Annotated in this window: 17 protein-coding genes; 16 read left to right on the top strand and 1 reads right to left on the bottom strand. The window is 56.8% G+C overall.

The features are described 5' to 3' along the window. Window positions 1–11: 11 nt before the first annotated feature. The gene (locus tag ACX3YF_RS24190) at window positions 12–1,919 is read right to left on the bottom strand and encodes a sigma 54-interacting transcriptional regulator (protein ID WP_196585930.1); all 1,908 of its coding nucleotides are present in this window, start codon (window positions 1,917–1,919) and stop codon (window positions 12–14) included. 243 nt (window positions 1,920–2,162) lie between these two features. Between ACX3YF_RS24190 and ACX3YF_RS24195 the strand changes: the two genes are divergently transcribed. The 16 genes from ACX3YF_RS24195 to ACX3YF_RS24270 all read left to right on the top strand — a co-directional run bounded on the left by ACX3YF_RS24195 (window position 2,163) and on the right by ACX3YF_RS24270 (window position 17,848). Continuing rightward, window positions 2,163–2,645, top strand: coding sequence for an MSMEG_0572/Sll0783 family nitrogen starvation response protein (locus ACX3YF_RS24195; protein ID WP_047529177.1), 483 nt, complete (start codon window positions 2,163–2,165; stop codon window positions 2,643–2,645). Window positions 2,646–2,731: 86 nt separating this feature from the next. Next, a complete protein-coding gene (locus ACX3YF_RS24200) occupies window positions 2,732–3,709 on the top strand; it encodes a Nit6803 family nitrilase (RefSeq protein WP_458974452.1) in 978 nt (325 codons plus the stop codon). Further along, entirely contained in the window at window positions 3,696–4,778 is a 1,083-nt protein-coding gene (locus ACX3YF_RS24205) for an MSMEG_0568 family radical SAM protein (protein ID WP_448646563.1), read from the top strand. Before ACX3YF_RS24200 ends, ACX3YF_RS24205 begins: the two co-directional genes overlap by 14 nt. Before the next feature lie 14 nt (window positions 4,779–4,792). Next, window positions 4,793–5,353 (top strand): MSMEG_0567/Sll0786 family nitrogen starvation N-acetyltransferase, encoded by a 561-nt coding sequence (locus ACX3YF_RS24210; protein WP_130210931.1) that lies wholly within the window; start codon window positions 4,793–4,795, stop codon window positions 5,351–5,353. Further along, window positions 5,346–6,374 carry a sll0787 family AIR synthase-like protein gene (locus ACX3YF_RS24215; RefSeq protein WP_458974453.1) on the top strand — a complete coding sequence of 343 codons (1,029 nt, stop codon included), beginning with the start codon at window positions 5,346–5,348 and terminating at the stop codon, window positions 6,372–6,374. Before ACX3YF_RS24210 ends, ACX3YF_RS24215 begins: the two co-directional genes overlap by 8 nt. A 1-nt stretch (window position 6,375) precedes the next feature. Next, window positions 6,376–6,711 (top strand): MSMEG_0570 family nitrogen starvation response protein, encoded by a 336-nt coding sequence (locus tag ACX3YF_RS24220; protein WP_130210933.1) that lies wholly within the window; start codon window positions 6,376–6,378, stop codon window positions 6,709–6,711. 52 nt (window positions 6,712–6,763) lie between these two features. Beyond that, window positions 6,764–8,065, top strand: coding sequence for an MSMEG_0569 family flavin-dependent oxidoreductase (locus ACX3YF_RS24225; protein ID WP_458974454.1), 1,302 nt, complete (start codon window positions 6,764–6,766; stop codon window positions 8,063–8,065). A 375-nt stretch (window positions 8,066–8,440) separates the two neighbouring features. Continuing rightward, window positions 8,441–10,090 (top strand): flavin-containing monooxygenase, encoded by a 1,650-nt coding sequence (locus tag ACX3YF_RS24230; RefSeq protein WP_288098528.1) that lies wholly within the window; start codon window positions 8,441–8,443, stop codon window positions 10,088–10,090. Between the two features lie 83 nt (window positions 10,091–10,173). Continuing rightward, a complete protein-coding gene (locus ACX3YF_RS24235) occupies window positions 10,174–11,223 on the top strand; it encodes an alpha/beta fold hydrolase (RefSeq protein WP_448646560.1) in 1,050 nt (349 codons plus the stop codon). Window positions 11,224–11,304: 81 nt separating this feature from the next. Beyond that, window positions 11,305–12,279, top strand: coding sequence for a transporter (locus ACX3YF_RS24240; RefSeq protein WP_458974455.1), 975 nt, complete (start codon window positions 11,305–11,307; stop codon window positions 12,277–12,279). A gap of 84 nt (window positions 12,280–12,363) precedes the next feature. Beyond that, window positions 12,364–13,485 (top strand): Re/Si-specific NAD(P)(+) transhydrogenase subunit alpha, encoded by a 1,122-nt coding sequence (locus tag ACX3YF_RS24245; protein WP_458974456.1) that lies wholly within the window; start codon window positions 12,364–12,366, stop codon window positions 13,483–13,485. Window positions 13,486–13,500: 15 nt separating this feature from the next. Continuing rightward, window positions 13,501–13,824, top strand: a complete 324-nt coding sequence (locus ACX3YF_RS24250) for an NAD(P) transhydrogenase subunit alpha part 2 (RefSeq protein WP_003187010.1) — start codon at window positions 13,501–13,503, stop codon at window positions 13,822–13,824. After that, window positions 13,824–15,266 carry an NAD(P)(+) transhydrogenase (Re/Si-specific) subunit beta gene (locus tag ACX3YF_RS24255; RefSeq protein ID WP_458974457.1) on the top strand — a complete coding sequence of 481 codons (1,443 nt, stop codon included), beginning with the start codon at window positions 13,824–13,826 and terminating at the stop codon, window positions 15,264–15,266. The genes ACX3YF_RS24250 and ACX3YF_RS24255 overlap by 1 nt, the downstream gene beginning before the upstream one ends. 341 nt (window positions 15,267–15,607) lie before the next feature. Beyond that, entirely contained in the window at window positions 15,608–16,498 is an 891-nt protein-coding gene (locus tag ACX3YF_RS24260) for a helix-turn-helix domain-containing protein (protein WP_448646556.1), read from the top strand. A 92-nt stretch (window positions 16,499–16,590) separates the two neighbouring features. Next, window positions 16,591–16,848: a hypothetical protein gene (locus tag ACX3YF_RS24265; protein WP_448646555.1), complete on the top strand. Its 258-nt coding sequence runs from the start codon at window positions 16,591–16,593 to the stop codon at window positions 16,846–16,848. 442 nt (window positions 16,849–17,290) lie between these two features. Continuing rightward, window positions 17,291–17,848, top strand: coding sequence for a DUF2251 domain-containing protein (locus ACX3YF_RS24270; protein ID WP_458946290.1), 558 nt, complete (start codon window positions 17,291–17,293; stop codon window positions 17,846–17,848). The last annotated feature ends 552 nt before the right edge of the window (window positions 17,849–18,400 follow it).

Consider the following 18,400-nt stretch of genomic DNA (forward strand, 5'->3'; position numbering starts at 1 on the left):
GGCGGCGATGATCAATCGCCCACTTTGATTTCCAGCCGCTTGAACCTCGATGCCAGTGTCGTGGGCTTGAGCCCCAGCCGTTCAGCCGCACCGCCCTTGCCGAACAGCTTTCCATCGGCGGCCTTCAGTGCTGCCTGCATGTTGTTGCGTTCAAGCTCGCGAATCTGGGCGTCAGTCATGATCACGGACGAGGGGGAAGGTTGTGGGGGAACGTTGAGGCTGGCTTTAGGTTCGTCGGGCAAATCCAGGTTCAGGTCCGCGCCGATCGAGGTGATCAACGCGCGCTCGATGACGTTTTGCAACTCGCGAATATTGCCTGGCCATGAGTAGCGTTGCAGGCGTTCGATGTCGCTGTTGCGCAATCGCCTGCCGGGCATGTTCAGGCGTTTGCCGGTCTGCTTGAGGAAGTGTGCGGCCAGGGCGCCGATGTCCATCGATCGATCGCGCAAGGGTGGCGACTTGATCGGGAATACGTTCAGGCGAAAGTACAGGTCTTCGCGAAAGTGCTTGGCCTCGACTTCCTGGCGCAGGTCGCGGTTGGTCGCGGCAATGATCCTGACATCGACCTTGCGCGTGCGTTCTTCGCCGACGCGCTCGAACTGACCTTCCTGCAACACTCGCAGCAGTTTGCTTTGCAGCTCCAGGGGAATTTCGCCGATTTCGTCAAGGAACAGCGTGCCTCCGTCAGCCAGCTCAAAACGCCCGACGCGATCACGCACCGCCCCGGTAAACGCGCCCCGGATGTGCCCGAAAAACTCGCTCTCGAACAATTCCGCAGGGATCGCCGCGCAATTGACCCGAATCAGCGGATGGGCATTGCGGCGACTGGCCTGGTGGATGGCGCGGGCAATCAGCTCCTTGCCCGTTCCCGATTCACCGTTGATCAACACGCTGGCATCGGTCGGGGCGACCACGTCGATCTGCCGGATGATTTTCTTGATTGGCTCACTCTGGCCGACGATCTCGCGGAAGTTGTGCTCGATGTGAATCTCTTCCTGCAAGTAGGCGTTCTGCTCTTCGAGACGCTCCTTGAGTACCTTGAGTTCATCCAGGGCACTTTGCAGCTGGTTTTCCGTGCTGCGTCGCTCGGTGATGTCGCGGAACACCACCACCGCACCGACGATACGGCCCTCGGAAATCACCGGAGTACTGGTGAATTCCACCGGAAACGAACTGCCATCCCGGCGCCAGAACACTTCCTGGCGACCCTCGTGAATCACACCGTCGTGCACCGCCTTATAGATCGGGCACTGTTCGACCGGGTAATGACTGCCATCGGCATGGGTGTGGTGGTGAATGCGGTGGATGTTCTTGCCGATCATGTCCTGGGTTTCCCAACCCAGCATCCGCGCACAGGCCGGGTTGACGAAGGTGGCCAGTCCCTCGCTGTTGATGCTGTAGATGCCGTCGCCCACGGAACTGAGCAGCAGTTGGTTGTCGCGTTCGTTTTCCTGGAACAGGTTAAGGATGTTGCGCCACTCGATCAGCCCGCCGCGCATGGTGCGTTCGGTGTGGGCCTGGTCGCGCTGGTACTTTTCCTGACTGTGTTCACGCAGCACCAAAATGAGGTGTTGTACGCCCTTGATTTGCAGGGTGGTGGCGCAGATTTCCAGTTCGATGCGTTCGCCGCTTTTGCAGTTGCAACTGAGTTCATCGGTCCAGGCGCGGCCTTTGTCCATCACTGCCTGGGTAAAGACGATCAGGTCCGCCAGCTGATGCCCGAACAGCTTGCTCACCGGTAGTTCCAGCAGTTCCTGGCGGGGATAGCCGAGCAACTTGCAGGCGGCGATGTTCAGGTCGCCCAACCGGTCGGAAAATGGATTGAGCAGCGCGATCGCTTCGGCGCAATGTTCAAACACCATATGCCGTGACGAATACGCCAGGTCGGCCCAGCCGCTGAGAGAGTCTGCTTCAGTCATGACTACGAAATCTCGTGTTTTGCCACTACGAATAATCGTATTTCTACGGGAATGCGTGGTTCGGCGAAAGCATCAGATGCGAAATCAAACACCGGATCAGTTCAGTATTTGCATAAAAATCAATTGGTTAAGTCGTCACGAAAAAGACTTTATTTTTCTGGCACGGCGTTCGCTCTATCTCCTGCAACCCGGCAGCCAATACAGGCTGACGTCAAAGCACGAAGAAAACTGGAGAGCGACACTATGCCAAGCGTGGACATCCCCCATTACAAAGACGGCGACTTCCTGGTCAATTACGAAGAAAAAGTCTTCGAGGACATCAAAGCCGAGCCTGGTGAGAAAGTCCTGATTACGTTTCACACCATCGCTTTCGAGGGCTCCATTGGCCTGGTCAATATGCTTCAGGCCAAGCGCCTGCTGCGCAAAGGCTTCGAAACCAAAATCCTGCTGTATGGACCCGGCGTGCAGTTGGGCGTGCAACGCGGTTTCCCAACCTTGGGCGCCGAAGCATTTCCCGGCCACCTGGCCGTGAACAAGCAGTTGATGCAGTTCATGGAGGAGGGCGGTGAGGTTTACGCCTGCCGCTTCGCCCTGCAAGCGCTGTACGGCCAGACCGAAAAAGCCCTGATCGAAGGCATCCGCCCGATCAACCCGCTGGACGTCATGGACCTGCGCCTGCTGATGCGCCGTGAAGGCGCGATGATCATCGATACCTGGACCGCCTGACCGAGCACACAGTTGCGGGAGCGAGCTTGCTCGATCCCGCAGCACCGCGTCGATCTTCCGAACACTACTGACTTCAGGACCCCATCATGGCCATCATTCGCGCAGCCGCCGTTCAGATCAGCCCAGTGCTTTACAGCCGCGAAGGCACCGTGGACAAGGTCTGCCAACAGATCATCGCCCTCGGTCGACAAGGCGTGCAGTTCGCCGTGTTGCCGGAGACGGTGGTGCCGTACTACCCGTACTTTTCGTTTGTGCAGCCGGCGTTCGCCATGGGCGCACAACACCTCAAATTGCTCGATCAATCGGTCACGGTGCCGTCCGCCGCGACCCTGGCCATTGGCGAGGCCTGCAAGCAAGCAGGGATGGTGGTTTCCATCGGCGTCAATGAGCGCGACGGCGGCACGATCTACAACGCGCAGTTACTCTTCGATGCCGACGGCAGCCTGATTCAGCATCGGCGCAAAATCACCCCGACCTACCACGAGCGCATGGTCTGGGGGCAGGGTGATGGTTCCGGCCTGCGCGCCATCGACAGCGCCGTGGGGCGCATCGGTTCGCTGGCATGCTGGGAGCATTACAACCCGCTGGCCCGATACGCCTTGATGGCGGACGGCGAGCAGATCCACGCGGCGATGTTTCCGGGCTCGCTGGTGGGCGACATTTTCGCCGAGCAGATCGAAGTCACCATTCGCCATCACGCCCTGGAGTCCGGGTGCTTCGTGGTCAATGCCACCGCGTGGCTGGATGCCGATCAGCAGGGCCAGATCATGCAGGACACCGGTTGTGGGCTCGGCCCGATCTCCGGTGGCTGCTTCACGGCCATCGTGTCGCCCGAAGGCAAATTGCTCGGCGAGCCGCTGCGTGGCGGCGAAGGCGTGGTCATTGCCGATCTGGATCTGGCCCTGATCGACAAGCGCAAACGCATGATGGATTCGGTCGGGCATTACAGCCGTCCGGAACTGCTCAGCCTGTTGATCGACCGCACGCCGACGGCCCATGTCCATGAGCGCGGTGCGCACTTCGCGGCGCTGGCCACCGAGGAGTTCGATCATGCAAGTCAATGAATTGCTGGCCGAGTTGCAATGCCATGGCGTGCGTTGGCCTGCAGCACAAAACGGTTTGTCCCGACAAGGCGGCGCAGGGCCGTCGGACCACAAGGCACTGAGTTTTGGCAGTCGGACCATGATGGTGCCGATCCTCAACCAGGCTTCACAGGATTCGCCCTACCAGGCGCAGCCCAACGCCGATGGCAGTCAGGCGCTGATCTTCCGCGAAGGCTTGCCGGTGGGGCAGGTGCAAATGCCCGGCGTGCCGAAGTTCTACGGTTTGAGCACCGCCGATGGCATTCCCTATTGGAAAATCGCCACGCTGCACAGCAGCGATGTGCTCGCGACCACGGTGTTGCAGCATTGCATTCGCTTCAATGATCGCGGCAGTTCCTGCCAGTTCTGCGCCATCGGCCAGTCGCTGGCGGCGGGCAAAACCATTGCCCGCAAACGCCCGCAGCAACTGGCGGAAGTGGCCAAAGCCGCGGTGGAACTCGATGGCGTCAAGCACATGGTGATGACCACCGGTACGCCGCAAACACCGGACCGTGGCGCGGCGATTTTGTGTGAATCGGCCGCCGCCGTTACAGCCGCTGTCGATCTGCCGATTCAGGCGCAATGCGAGCCGCCGGACGATGATCGCTGGTTCCGGCGCCTGGCCGACAGCGGGGTGGTGTCACTGGGTATGCATCTGGAAGCCGTCACCGATGAAGTGCGCCACCGGATCATGCCGGGCAAGGCCGAAGTGCCTCTGAGCCGCTATTTCGAAGCCTTCAGTGCAGCGGTCGAAGTCTTTGGCCGGGGCCAGGTCAGCACCTACATCCTGGCCGGCCTGGGCGACAGCGAAGCCGCCATCAGCGAGATGAGCGAACGTTTATGCGCGTTGGGTGTGTATCCGTTCGTGGTGCCGTTCGTGCCCATCGACGGCACGCCATTGGCCCATCACCCAAAACCGGAGAGCGCGATGATGGCCCGGCTCTATCCACAGATCGGCGCCAGCTTGCGCCGCCACGGATTGCACTCCGATCAGATCAACGCCGGTTGCGCCAAATGCGGCGCGTGCTCGGCCCTGAAAAGCTACGAATAAGCCGGAGAATCACCATGTCGAATGCCGCCTTTGCCCTGGTCGACAGTACCTTCGAGCCGTTCCGCGCGGGCGAGTTATGGGTCAAGCCCGCCAGCGAACACTGGGAAAAACAAGCCTATTTCGCCCTGCGTCGCTCGGTGTTTTCCGATGAACAACAACTGCTGGTGCAGGACAAGGACAGCCATGATTTTCAGGCGATTGCCATTGTCGCCCTGGCCGGCAATTGCGGGATCGCCGATCAGGTGGTGGGCGCGGTGCGCATCTACCAGCCGGAGCCGGGCCTGTGGTTTGGTGGGCGTCTGTGCGTGGCGGCGGCGTATCGGCGCCACAGCATGATCGGCAAGGCGTTGGTCAACGAAGCCGTGTCGCGGGCCAAGGAACTGGGCTGCGAGGTGTTTCGCGCTACGGTGCAGGCGCAAAACGAAGTCTATTTCCATGGCCTGCGCTGGCAAACCCTCGAACACCTGGAGCTGCTTGGCCAGCCCCATTGCTTGATGCAAGCGGATTTGCCGAGCTACCCGCTGATGCCGCGCCAGGTCTCATTGCGTGCGCTGAAGGTGGCTCGCCATGACTGACGCTCTTGATCTGGCCGCGCTGATCGACACCTTGCGGACCACCCCGGCCATGCGCTCCAAACAGGCGATCCAGCAGCCTGCCGCCGTGGTGGGTCGCGCAACACAAGCGCTGACCCGCGAGCAGCTTTACGCCTTGCCTGGCGACGACACAGCGGCGATTGCCTGTGGCGATCATTTTCAGCTGCTGGCCATCGAAGGCATGTTGCCGGCCTTTGTCGCGGCTACGCCGTGGTTTGCAGGATGGTCAGCGGTCATGGCCAATGTCAGTGACATTACTGCCATGGGTGGTCGTGCCACGGCGGTGGTCAACGCCTACTGGCATCACGACAACGACGCCGCGCAGCAGATTCTGGCGGGCATTCGTGCAGCCTGTGAAGCCTACGGCTTGCTGTTGGCTGGCGGGCACACCAGCCTCGACACGAACAATCCCACCGCGCTGGCCGTGGCGATCACTGGCATTGCGAAAAACCTGTTGTCGACCCTGCATGTCGCGTCAGGCCAGGTCATCGCCATGGCGGTGGACCTTGAAGGCGCATGGCACGCCGACAGCACCTATTGGAAAGCCTTCGAAGGCGTACCGGCCGAGCGTCTGCGCAGCAAGCTCCACGTATTGCCGCGCCTTGCCGATGCCCGACTGTTGCTCGCCGCCAAAGACATCAGCAACGCCGGGATTCTCGGCAGCCTGTTGATGCTGCTGGAAACCACCGGCTGCGGCGCAACCATCGATCTGGCTGCACTGCCGTGTCCGCCGGATGCCGACCTCACACGCTGGCTCCAGGTGTTTCCCAGCTATGGCTTCCTGATGACGCTCGACGAGCGTGACTGGCCGCAAGTCCAGACAGCCTTCGCATTCGAAGGGATTCACTGCGAGCGTATCGGTCAGGTGAACTCAAGCGGCGCATTGACCGTCCGGCACGGACAACAGCGTGGTGAATTCTGGAATCTTCGTAAGCAGGCCTTTACCGGATTCCGTTACCCCCATCTCGACCTCACCCCTTTAAACCTGAAACAGGAGCACTGACATGCCCGCCGTCAATTTCAGAATCCGCTGGCCCAATGGGCGCGAAACCACTGGCTATTCACCCTCGACCGTGATTTTCCAATACCTGGAAGAGGGCGCCAGCTACCCGTTGCCGGAATTTCTACAGCGCATAGAAAAGGCCTTGAACAACGCGTCGGAGCGGGTGAAGGAGGTCAAGGGGTTCTATTGCAGTTCGGCCATGGACACCTTGAGCTCATTGAAGGGACAGGCCAGTTATCTTCAAGCGCCTGCCCACGCAGAAGGGCAGGTGAACATTCTCAGCATGCGGACCGAAGGCGCCGGTCAGGTGATCGGCGCAGGCTGGAGCTCGTTCTGATTCATTGAATTTCCCCTTGATGCTTATCGTCACCCATGACAGGAGCAACGTTATGACCAGCCATCTCACTTCAATCAAAACCCCACACTACAGTGTGATCATCGTTGGCGGCGGCCAGGCCGGGTTGTCCGCCAGCCATTACCTGCAACAGGAAGGGATCGACCATCTGGTGCTGGAAAAGCACAGCGTGACCCATACCTGGCGCAATCAGCGTTGGGACGCTTTCAGTCTGGTCACGCCTAACTGGCAATGCGCCTTGCCGGGCTATACCTACGTCGATGATTTCAAGGGCGCCGACCCTCACGGTTTCATGAAAAAGGACGAGATAAACCAATACCTGGCTGGCTTCGTCAAATCAGTGAACGCGCCGGTTCAGGAGGGCGTTACCGTGCAGCGTGTGATCCCGCGCACACTGGGTGGTTTCGAGGTGCATACCTCGAACGGAGAGTTCACGGCGGACCAGGTGATTGTCGCGTCCGGCGGCTACCACACGCCGATCATTCCGCGCCTGGCCGAGCGTTTGCCGGCCGGTGTTCATCAACTGCATTCGGAGCAATACCGTAACCCTGGAGCATTGCCTGCCGGCAACGTACTGGTGGTCGGCTCCGGGCAGTCGGGGGCACAGATTGCCGAGGACCTGCATCTGGCAGGACGCAAAGTCTTTCTTGCGGTCGGTGACGCACCGCGTTGCGCGCGTTTCTATCGAGGCAAGGACGTGGTCGACTGGCTGGCGGAAATGGGCTACTACGAGATCGGCGTCGACACCCATCCGCTGCGTGAGGGCGTGCGCGACAACACCAACCATTACGTCACGGGACGCGACGGCGGGCGCGATATCGACCTGCGTAAATTCGCCCTGGAGGGCATGGAATTGTTCGGTCGTCTTGAAGGGTTGCAGGGTACGCGCATGCAATTCGCCCCTAACCTGGAAGAGAGCCTGGACAGCGCCGATGCGGTGTACAACCGCATCAATGGATCGATCGACAAGTACATCGAGGAACACACGATCGACGCGCCGCCCGGTGAACGCTACGAGCCAAGCTGGTCACCCGAACAAGAGCGCAGCGAACTGGACCTTGAGGAGGCAGGCATCACCAGCATCATCTGGTGCATCGGCTTCAGTCCGGACTTTACCTGGGTCGAGGCTCCCGTCTTCAATGGCCGTGGCCACCCGGGACACCAACGCGGGGTCACGGCGCAGCCTGGCCTGTATTTCCTCGGATTGCCATGGTTGTACACCTGGGGGTCGGGGCGTTTTTCCGGCGTGGCGAAAGATGCGCAATACCTGGTGGAACGGATCAGTGCTTCACGCGTAGAACCCTCGATTCTGACGAAACGGGCTATCGCAAGATAATCGTCAGAAGCGGGGTAAACGATATCGTGTAGGCGCGAACTTCGTTGCTATCGGAAAAGTCCGTTCAAATAGTGCAGACGTAGAGACAAACGCACTTATCTTGTCTAGCGAAAAATACAGGGGGAGGGGGCATCACGAGGCCGATCACGCCTGGGAAAAGAGCAAAGCGACGATGAACCCGCTCATCGTTCGCGGCGTTCTCCCATCAATTCTGTGGGTAATACCGTCTGTCACTGCACTGGATTCTTCAAGCTATTCACCATTTCCTTCAAGAGTGACACTCGCCTTCATTGTTAACGTTTATCCGCGCCTTAACCATTGCCTGGCAGCAAGTCAGTAAAGGCGAATATAAACATAACAATATGAGGTTTCAAAATGAGTGCTCAATCTAAACTCACCTCTGCGTTTACCGGCGACGGTAAAGTCACATACCTGGACGCAATGGTGATTGGTGCTGGGGTTGCTGGCCTCTATCAGTTGTATCGACTTCGTGAGATGGGCTTGACGGTCCGTTCCTACGATACGGCTTCCGGAGTTGGCGGCACATGGTATTGGAATCGTTACCCCGGTGCGCGCTTTGACTCTCAGGCTGAAATTTATCAGTACTGGTTCTCCGAAGAACTCTACAAATCCTGGCAGCCAACCGAGCGATTCCCCGCGCAGCCCGAAACAGAGGAGTGGCTGAACTTCGTCGCCGATCGGCTGGACCTCAAGAAAGATATCCAGTTCAACACCCGTATCGCTTCCGCTCACTTCTGCGAGGAGAGCGGTCGCTGGATTGTGACAACCGAGGCGGGTGAAACGATCAATACGCAATACCTGATTTCCTGCTGCGGCATGCTGTCCGCTCCACTGTCCGACCGCTTCCCCGGCCAAACCGACTTCAAAGGCCAGATCTATCACACCGGCCTGTGGCCAAAAGACCCCGTGGACTTCAAGGGCAAGCGTGTGGCGGTGGTGGGCACTGGCGCCACGGGTATTCAGGTGATTCAGACCATCGCCCCGTCAGTGGGATCAATGAAGGTCTTCGTGCGCACCCCGCAGTATGTGATTCCGATGAGGAACCCCAAATACAGTAAAGAAGACTGGGAAAAGTGGGGCACACAATTCCATCAACTCAAGAAACGCGTGCGAGAAACTTTTGCAGGTTTCGACTACGACTTCGACGCCGGCCCCTGGGCCGAGAAGTCCCCCGAAGAGCGACAAGCCGTGCTTGAACAACTCTGGGAAGATGGCTCGTTAGCCATGTGGCTGGCTTCTTTTCCCGAGATGTTCTTTGACGAGCAGGTCAACGAAGTCGTGTCGGAGTTCGTGCGTATCAAGATGCGTGAGCGTCTCCAGTCGAAGCCGGATCTTTGCAACCTGCTGATCCCCACCGACTATGGCTTCGGCACCCATCGCGTGCCGCTCGAAAACAAGTACCTTGAAGTCTATCTGCAACCCAACGTCGAGGCGGTTGACTGCAAGCAGTCACCGATCGAGCGCATCGTGCCGGAGGGAATCCAGACCGCCGATGGAAAGATTCACGAGGTAGACATCATCGTGCTGGCCGTGGGCTTTGATGCCGGCTCCGGCGCACTCAGCCGGATCGATATTCGAGGTCGCGACAGCCGGTCACTGAGGGAGCAGTGGAAACAAGAAATCCGCACATCGATGGGACTGCAGATCCACGGCTACCCCAACCTGTTCACAACAGGTGCACCGTTGGCACCGTCGGCTGCACTTTGCAACATGACCACCTGCCTGCAGCAGCAGGTGGACTGGATCACCGGATGTATTGAGTTTGCCGCCCGGCACGGCAAACAAGTCGTGGAAGCCTCCAAAGAGTTCGAGGACGAGTGGGTACAGCACCACGACGAGACGGCGGCGAAGACATTGGTCGTCAAAACCGACTCCTGGTACATGGGCTCCAACGTAGATGGAAAACCGCGCCGACTTGTATCCTATATCGGCGGCGTTGGTAATTATCATCGCCGCTGCGACGAAATCGCCGAACAGGGTTACCCGGGCTTTGAAATGGCCTGAGGTCGAATGACTGCTCACTAGTTGCAGCTGTCACTACGACTCTCCATTTCGCCGTGACAGCTCGATAAACGAGGTAACCTGTAATGAACAACTATTACTCCCAAGAAAATCACGGTCCTTTTGAACTTATTAATATCGGGCCGCTCCAGCTTGAAGAAGGGTCATGTATTCCTGATTGCCGACTGGCAGTCGCAGTACATGGCACCCTGAACGCCGACAAGAGTAACGCCATACTTGTTCCGACCTGGTACTCCGGCACGAGCAAGGCGATGGAGCAGATATACATTGGCGAAGGGCGAGCGCTGGACCCTTCGAAATACTGCATCATTGTTGTCAACCAGATCGGTAACGGCCTTTCCAGCTCTGCGAGTAACACGGGCGGATCGCTGGCAGGTCCTGGATTCCCGAATGTCAGGATTGGCGATGACGTCAGTGCCCAGCACACATTGCTGACCGAGTACTTTGGGATCGAGAGCCTGGCACTCGTGGTGGGGGGATCGATGGGGGCGCAGCAAACCTACGAATGGGCCGTGCGCTATCCAGACTTTGTCAAACGCGCCGCAGCGGTAGCGGGTACAGCGCGCAATAGCGAGCATGACTTCCTGTTTACCGAAATACTCATTGAAGCGATAACGACCGATCCGGCCTTCCGGGCGGGCTTATACAGCTTATCCTCGACAGTCGAGGCCGGACTCAAGCGGCATGCGAAACTGTGGGCATTGATGGGCTGGAGTACCGAATTCTTCCGCGCCGAGCGACATAAGGCGCTGGGTTTCGAGTCGATGAAGATATTCGTCGACAGTTTCATGGCGAGCTACTTTGCGGCAATGGACCCTAACAACCTCCTGACCATGGCCTGGAAATGGCAGCGGGGAGATGTCAGTCGAAACACGGGCGGTGATCTTGCGACGGCCCTGGGTCGAATCAAAGCGAAAGTCTATGTAATGCCAATCTCGCATGACCAGTTCTTTACCGTGGAGGATTGTCTGTCGGAGCAGAAAATGATCCCGAACAGCGAGTTCAGACCCTTGAGCTCAATCGATGGTCACCTCGGACTGTTTGGCACCGATACTGAAATGCTCAATCAACTGGACGCCCATCTGGCAGAGCTGCTGTCATCCCCAACGCATTGAAACACGCCTGCAAGAACAATAAAAAATGGCACAGGACTCCTGTGCCAAACCCAGAACAATTTTATAAAAACAGGGTTGAAGATGAAAATAACAACAGCACATTTTTTGCGCGTGCCAAATACGCTCGAGCCGAGTTCTGACGCTAACGTTAACAGCCTCAGAAAAAACAACATAAACGTCCGAATTCGCCATGCGTTTCGGTTGATGATTTTAGTTTTCTGCCTTCAACTTTCTATTGTGTGTCACGCATTGGATGTCGATCCTGGCGACTATACGCCAATGCCAGATGGCACAAAGCTTGGACTTGTCTATTTACAGCACGCAGAGCGCGACGATTATTACGTGCGTGGCAATCGTTTAAGCGACAAATATAACCTTCAGTCGGACGTCGCCATTCTGAGAGGGGTCAGCTATCAGGAGTTTGCAGGGCTCCTGACGAATATCCAACTTCTCTTGCCTTTTGGCCACCTGGCGGCAGATGGCGATATAAAAGCCATGGGCAGTGAAAGCGGAATGGGCGATCCCATTCTGGCCAATGCGATCTGGATCGATCAGGACCCTTCGGTAAACCGCGCATTGGGCATCACTCAATATCTGTTTCTGCCTTTGGGAGACTACAGCAAGAATAAAGAGCTGAATATTGGCGAAAACAGATGGAAGTATGTGTTGCAGGGTGGGTACATGCACGGCATCGGTAGCAGCGTCATTCTGGATTTCGTCGCTGACGTTACTTTTTTCGGTGACAACGATAGTTACTCCCCCGACGATCTGACAATGAAGCAGCGCCCACAGTACCAGATGCAAGGATTTGCCAGGTATAAGCTCAGTGAACGCGCGACGATTCATGTCGGTTACTCCCGACTATGGGGAGGGGAGAGAGAAGTTGACGGAACCGATTTGAAAGATGAAAGCGGTCAAGAAAAATTAATGTTGGGTGGGTCTTATTTCGTTACTCCCAAAGCACAGTTACTTGCAACATTGGGGCGTGATATTTCAGTCGATAATGGCTTCAAGGAAGAGTCTCGCCTTAATCTTCGATTGCTTTACGTATTTTAAGCAACACCGTTCTTGATCAGGGAAAGTCTGGAAGGGACTCCACAATACGCTCCGCTCTAACGCTATTATCCAGAGAGATTCGCCGTGCATATTGGTATAACTCGCGAAACACACGCTGGAGAGACCCGTGTGGCTGCTACGCCGGAAACGGTGAAAAAACTCGTTGGCCAAGGCCATAGAGTCACTGTACAAAGCGGCGCCGGCATTAAGGCCAGTGTTGTCGACAGTGCCTATGAAGCGGCAGGCGCAACCATTGGCAGCGCCAACGATGCGTTTGGTGCAGAGCTGATTCTCAAGGTGGTCGCACCCAGCGACAGCGAGCTGGCGCTGATCAAGCGCGGCACCGTTGTGGTGGGCATGCTCAACCCGTTCAGCAATGAAACCATCGCCAAAATGGCCGAGTGCGGCATGACCGCCTTTGCCCTGGAAGCGGCGCCTCGCACCTCCCGGGCCCAAAGCCTGGATGTGCTGTCCTCGCAAGCCAACATTGCCGGTTATAAAGCCGTGCTGCTGGCCGCTCATTACTATCCGCGCTTCATGCCGATGCTGATGACCGCTGCAGGTACCGTCAAAGCGGCGCGCGTGCTGATTCTCGGCGCCGGCGTGGCCGGGTTGCAGGCGATCGCCACGGCGAAACGTCTGGGTGCCGTGATCGAAGCGTCTGACGTGCGCCCTGCGGTAAAAGAGCAGATCGAATCCCTCGGCGCCAAGTTCGTCGACGTGCCCTACGAGACCGACGAAGAGCGTGAATGCGCCGTCGGCGTTGGCGGTTACGCGCGCCCCATGCCCGCCAGCTGGATGCAGCGTCAGGCCGTGGCCGTGCACGAACGCGCCAAGCAGGCAGATATCGTCATCACCACCGCACTGATTCCGGGCCGCAAGGCGCCGACGCTGTTGAGCGCCGAAACCGTGGCGCAGATGAAGCCGGGCTCGGTGGTCATCGACCTTGCCGCCGCCCAGGGCGGCAACTGCCCGCTGACCGTGGCCGATCAGGTGGTCGTCGAAAATGGCGTGACCATTGTCGGCCCGACCAACCTCGCCGGCGCGGTCGCGGCAGATGCGTCGGCGCTGTATGCCCGCAACTTGCTGGACTTCCTGAAACTGGTCTTCACCAAGGAAGGCCAGTTCGAGATCAACCTCGAAGACGACATCGTCGCCGCGTGCCTGATGTGCCGCGACGGCCAAGTCATCCGCAAAAACGCCTAAGCAGGGATTCAGACGATGGAAGAGCTTATCTCCCCCGGTATCTACAACCTGATCATCTTCGTGCTGGCGATTTATGTCGGTTATCACGTGGTCTGGAACGTTACACCTGCGCTGCACACGCCTTTGATGGCCGTGACCAACGCCATTTCGGCGATCGTGATCGTCGGCGCCATGCTGGCAGCGGCTTTGACCGTGACGCCACTGGGCAAGACCATGGGCACCCTCGCGGTCGCGCTGGCCGCGGTCAACGTGTTCGGTGGCTTCCTGGTCACCCGCCGCATGCTTGAGATGTTCAAGAAAAAAGCCCCGAAAGCCGTAAAAGAAGAGGCGCCGAAGTAATGAGCATGAACCTCGTAACGACGCTCTACCTGATCGCGTCGATCTGCTTCATCCAGGCCCTCAAAGGCCTGTCGCACCCCACCACGTCGCGTCGCGGCAACCTGTTCGGCATGCTCGGCATGGCGCTGGCGATCCTCACCACCGTCGGCCTCATCTATAAGCTGGGTGCGCTCTCTTTTGGACAAGGCGGGGCGACAGCCGGCATTGGTTACGTGATTGTCGGCCTGCTGATCGGCGGTACCGCCGGCTCGATCATGGCCAAGCGCGTTGAAATGACCAAGATGCCGGAACTGGTCGCGTTCATGCACAGCATGATCGGTCTGGCTGCGGTGTTCATCGCCATTGCCGCCGTCGTCGAGCCGCAGTCCCTGGGCATCGTCAAGCACCTGGGTGATTCGATTCCGGCGGGTAACCGTCTGGAACTGTTCCTCGGCACAGCCATCGGTGCCATCACGTTCTCCGGTTCGGTGATCGCGTTCGGCAAACTGTCCGGCAAGTACAAGTTCCGCCTGTTCCAGGGCGCACCGGTACAGTTCGCCGGCCAGCACAAACTGAACCTGCTGTTGGGCCTGGCCACACTGGCGCTGGGCGTGACCTTCATGCTGACCGGCAACCTCAGCGCCTTCGCCTTGATGCTGGCCCTGGCGTTCGTCATGGGCGTGCTGATCATCATCCCGATCGGTGGCGCCGACATGCCGGTGGTGGTGTCGATGCTCAACAGCTACTCCGGCTGGGCGGCGGCGGGTATCGGCTTCTCGCTGAACAACTCGATGCTGATCATTGCCGGCTCCCTGGTGGGCTCGTCCGGTGCGATCCTCTCGTACATCATGTGCAAGGCGATGAACCGCTCCTTCTTTAATGTGTTGCTCGGTGGTTTCGGCAACACAGCCGACGCCGGCCCGGCAGGCGCCAAGGAAGCCCGTCCGGTGAAATCCGGCTCGGCTGACGACGCGACCTTCCTGCTGACCAACGCCGACACCGTGATCATCGTTCCGGGCTACGGCTTGGCAGTAGCGCGGGCCCAGCATGCGCTGAAAGAGCTGACCGAGAAGCTGACCCATCGTGGCGTGACCGTGAAGTACGCGATCCACCCGGTGGCAGGGCGCATGCCTGGTCACATGAACGTATTGCTGGCCGAGGCGGAAGTGCCTTACGACCAGGTGTTCGAGATGGAAGACATCAACTCCGAGTTCGGCCAGGCCGACGTGGTCCTGGTGTTGGGCGCCAACGACGTGGTCAACCCGGCCGCGAAGAACGATCCGAAATCGCCGATTGCCGGCATGCCGATCCTCGAAGCGTTCAAGGCCAAGACCATCATCGTCAACAAACGCTCGATGGCCAGCGGCTATGCCGGCCTGGACAATGAACTGTTCTACCTGGACAAGACCATGATGGTGTTCGGCGACGCTAAGAAGGTCATCGAAGACATGGTGAAGGCCTGATATAAGTCGCTCCGCTGCGAGAACTACGTCTCGCAGCCCCTTTACGGCCACCCACAGGCGGCCGTTTTTTTGCCTGGGCAGGAAAAATCGAAACCATCTGCTCATGGGAGTTAGTTGGTATTTTTATGTCTTTTTCATATTGGTGCCATGTTTTCTTATAATAACTTTAAGACGCATGGCGATTGATATCTCTTTCGACACTGAGAATCCCATGCTAGTATCCCCGACATGCTGCATATACTAATAAAAACAATACCAGCCGACCACCTCTTGGGTGCTTTCAATTCTGCGTAGGAGCGCAGTAAGAGCAAGGGTGACGGCCCTCAAATGAGACTTTAAGTATGCCGACAGTCATTACTCCAAAAGAACTTCTCAAGTGGGTGCCAGGCGTAGTTCTCAGCTCAAGCGAAGAACTCGGTTGGAAAGATATAGAGCAGCGGTCATATCGATACAAAGGTCAGGACGTCCTTATCCCACCCCTGGATCATTTCATGATCGTTTATTATTTCCTGGGCCATACACCGATGGATAGATGCGTGGACGAAGGGTGGACGCGTACCGCTTGCGCTCCGGGCGATATTTCCCTGCTTACAATGTCACAGGACTCCCATTGGAACTGGACCGAGGACATTGATGTTTCTCACCTCTATCTTTCCAATGCGCTGATGTCACGTGTTGCCATGGATGTGATGGAGCGGCCGATTGAAGAGGTCCGCCTACATGATCTGCTGCGCACGCAAGACTCGATTCTGGCATCTATTGTCAGCGCAATTACAAGCGAAGTGAGAAGTCGTGGAATTGGTGGATCATTGTATGTTGAGGCCTTGAGCATGCAGTTAGCCATTCATCTTCTCCGAAATTACGCCAGCGTCACCTTTAAAGAGTCCTGTACGCCTGGCCGCCTATCTCAACAGCAGAAAAAACATTTGCTCGACTTTATCGATAGCCATTTGGAACAATCCATACGCCTGGATGAAATGGCCGACGCAGTAGGCTTGGGAGTCTGGACATTCTCGAAGAAGTTCAGCGAATCATTTCATTGTTCACCACATACATTTGTCACCGAGCAGCGCGTCGAGCGAGCGAAGCGCCTGCTGTACAATGGAGCACTTTCGATTAAAGAAATTGCATATCATTGCGGCTTTTCGGATCAGGCGCATTTAACACGCATACTGCGCACCAAACTTGGCGTGACACCTACACAACTAAGGCGAATTAAAAACCAAGAATAGCGCTCCTGCAAATATCGAAATGATTTTTTCTGCTTCGCTGAACAAGGACAAGCGAAGCAAAGCATTTTCCGCCAACTGCTATCGGAAAAAACATGGACCTCTTAGACATTCTATCAACCGCTGTCATATCGGTATTGGTTGCGGCACTGATCACACTCAGAACCACAGACAGGAAGGTCCGGATCGAAAACATCACACAGGAACGTGCCAAGTGGGAAGAGAAGATTCGCAGTAAATCCCAGTTAGCCCTCACACGACGCCCAGTCGAACCCTCTATCCCGAAACAATATTTACCTTGCGAATCTGCAACCATCGCCGAGGCGATCTCTGATCCAACCGATAAAACATAAGGCGACAGTGGGTTCGGCGAAAGCGACAGCCACCAATGTAAACACGTAAGCGTTGTGGTTGAAACTGTTCAACGGCCTGGATAAGAGCAAACGGGGCCTTCTAGCGCATCATTTGATGGAGCAGAGTAGGGGAGCGCTACCATATCGTCTTGAAAGCCTTTACGACGAAATTTTGCTGGATCAGGGATCCGGATCTCAGTGGATGCGGACAGAGGCGGTGCCGTCGTATTCTATCGTCCAATAACCGCCCCTCCACTATAACTAAACTAAATGGATATTTAGTGTAGTTATAATTATCAGTTATTTGTCGGTAGCGTAGGGCAGGTTAACCGCCGGCATCTTGCCGTTGCGATCCGCCAATGGCTCTTGGCATTATCGAATGCTCCAGACATTCAACCCGTAAAGGAATACCCGATGCCAATATACCTGTCCCGAATCTGAACTGCATGTAGGCCAAGGCTCAGTCACAGAAGCACCTGCGGAGGTAGGAACTTATGTTGTCGTATTCGAAGACGACGAAGATACCGGCTATTTCTACGCGCTAGACACAGCGGCTGAAGGCAACCCGATTCAGGATGCGCTGCATATCTACAACGTGGCGGACGTTTCAGACAAACACAAACCTTCCAGCGTGAAGATCGGCTGGTCGGTTGATCACAGCAAGGCTGCGCTGCTGATCAACGATTACCCGCATGCCATATTTGATTTCACGGCGAAACAAGGATATTGCCGTACGGATTCCCACCGCAAAGTGACAATGGCTGGTCCGAGCGTGGCCACGAATGGGATGATGCGGCGCGTCAGGAAGCATGGCGACTTGAATCGTAATGTTCGTCACGGCGTTTTCTCGCATGCGCAAAATTCGACTTGGCCAGCCTGGTCACCAGGTGAAAAGCGGCAGGAAAGACACCCAGGCTTCGAATGTCACGATTCGCATAATGTATATTATGTTAAACCAGATGCCATGTTAGAAATGTTCATGAGGCTCATAAGACACTGATTCGAAAAATACGCTTCTGCCGTCCAAACTCTGTGCTCCAATCGCGAAATCACCGGAAACGGCCTATCATTCTTCTTAACCCATTGATTCATATCGTTAATCGTCTTTCACGTTCCCTACGAGCCATCGTTTTTTAACGATATCAGCGGACACCTTGATCCTCGCCACATTCGATAACGTACTGATATTTATAGCTTTTTATCTTAACGGCTTTCGGGAACAGCTCTCTCGAGGTGTCGTCAATGAGCGGACTCGTTCACGTTTATCTCTAGCGTCTTCTTCGATTAAAACTCAATGAAATCAAAGGCTAATGGGCTTTTTTAACGGATTGAGCGGACGTTCCCGGTGCTGCTTTTCTATGACGAAATCAGCGGACATTCCCGGCGCCGGCGTCCTGGTAAGAACCGGTTGCTTTGCGATGGCAAGCTGGCCCTAGTCTCATGGAAGCCCCGCAAATCAAGCCTTTTGCCTCCTCATAGGGCGATGGCAGGTGCTATTAGCCAGTGGCCGCGTCCGAATGGGCCCTGCCTTGAAGCTGCGTCGGAAAGCACG

The sequence above is a fragment of the Pseudomonas fluorescens group sp. PF-69 genome, assembly GCF_054481235.1.

What these genes read in the sequence shown, in the direction of transcription:
- ACX3YF_RS24190 (WP_196585930.1), bottom strand. Translation starts at nt 1,919, where the DNA reads ATGACTGAAGCAGACTCTCTCAGCGGCTGGGCCGACCTGGCGTATTCG.
- ACX3YF_RS24265 (WP_448646555.1), top strand. Translation starts at nt 16,591, where the DNA reads ATGGACCTCTTAGACATTCTATCAACCGCTGTCATATCGGTATTGGTT.
- ACX3YF_RS24210 (WP_130210931.1), top strand. Translation starts at nt 4,793, where the DNA reads ATGTCGAATGCCGCCTTTGCCCTGGTCGACAGTACCTTCGAGCCGTTC.
- ACX3YF_RS24255 (WP_458974457.1), top strand. Translation starts at nt 13,824, where the DNA reads ATGAGCATGAACCTCGTAACGACGCTCTACCTGATCGCGTCGATCTGC.
- ACX3YF_RS24200 (WP_458974452.1), top strand. Translation starts at nt 2,732, where the DNA reads ATGGCCATCATTCGCGCAGCCGCCGTTCAGATCAGCCCAGTGCTTTAC.
- ACX3YF_RS24215 (WP_458974453.1), top strand. Translation starts at nt 5,346, where the DNA reads ATGACTGACGCTCTTGATCTGGCCGCGCTGATCGACACCTTGCGGACC.
- ACX3YF_RS24220 (WP_130210933.1), top strand. Translation starts at nt 6,376, where the DNA reads ATGCCCGCCGTCAATTTCAGAATCCGCTGGCCCAATGGGCGCGAAACC.
- ACX3YF_RS24235 (WP_448646560.1), top strand. Translation starts at nt 10,174, where the DNA reads ATGAACAACTATTACTCCCAAGAAAATCACGGTCCTTTTGAACTTATT.
- ACX3YF_RS24250 (WP_003187010.1), top strand. Translation starts at nt 13,501, where the DNA reads ATGGAAGAGCTTATCTCCCCCGGTATCTACAACCTGATCATCTTCGTG.
- ACX3YF_RS24240 (WP_458974455.1), top strand. Translation starts at nt 11,305, where the DNA reads ATGAAAATAACAACAGCACATTTTTTGCGCGTGCCAAATACGCTCGAG.
- ACX3YF_RS24260 (WP_448646556.1), top strand. Translation starts at nt 15,608, where the DNA reads ATGCCGACAGTCATTACTCCAAAAGAACTTCTCAAGTGGGTGCCAGGC.
- ACX3YF_RS24195 (WP_047529177.1), top strand. Translation starts at nt 2,163, where the DNA reads ATGCCAAGCGTGGACATCCCCCATTACAAAGACGGCGACTTCCTGGTC.
- ACX3YF_RS24225 (WP_458974454.1), top strand. Translation starts at nt 6,764, where the DNA reads ATGACCAGCCATCTCACTTCAATCAAAACCCCACACTACAGTGTGATC.
- ACX3YF_RS24205 (WP_448646563.1), top strand. Translation starts at nt 3,696, where the DNA reads ATGCAAGTCAATGAATTGCTGGCCGAGTTGCAATGCCATGGCGTGCGT.
- ACX3YF_RS24230 (WP_288098528.1), top strand. Translation starts at nt 8,441, where the DNA reads ATGAGTGCTCAATCTAAACTCACCTCTGCGTTTACCGGCGACGGTAAA.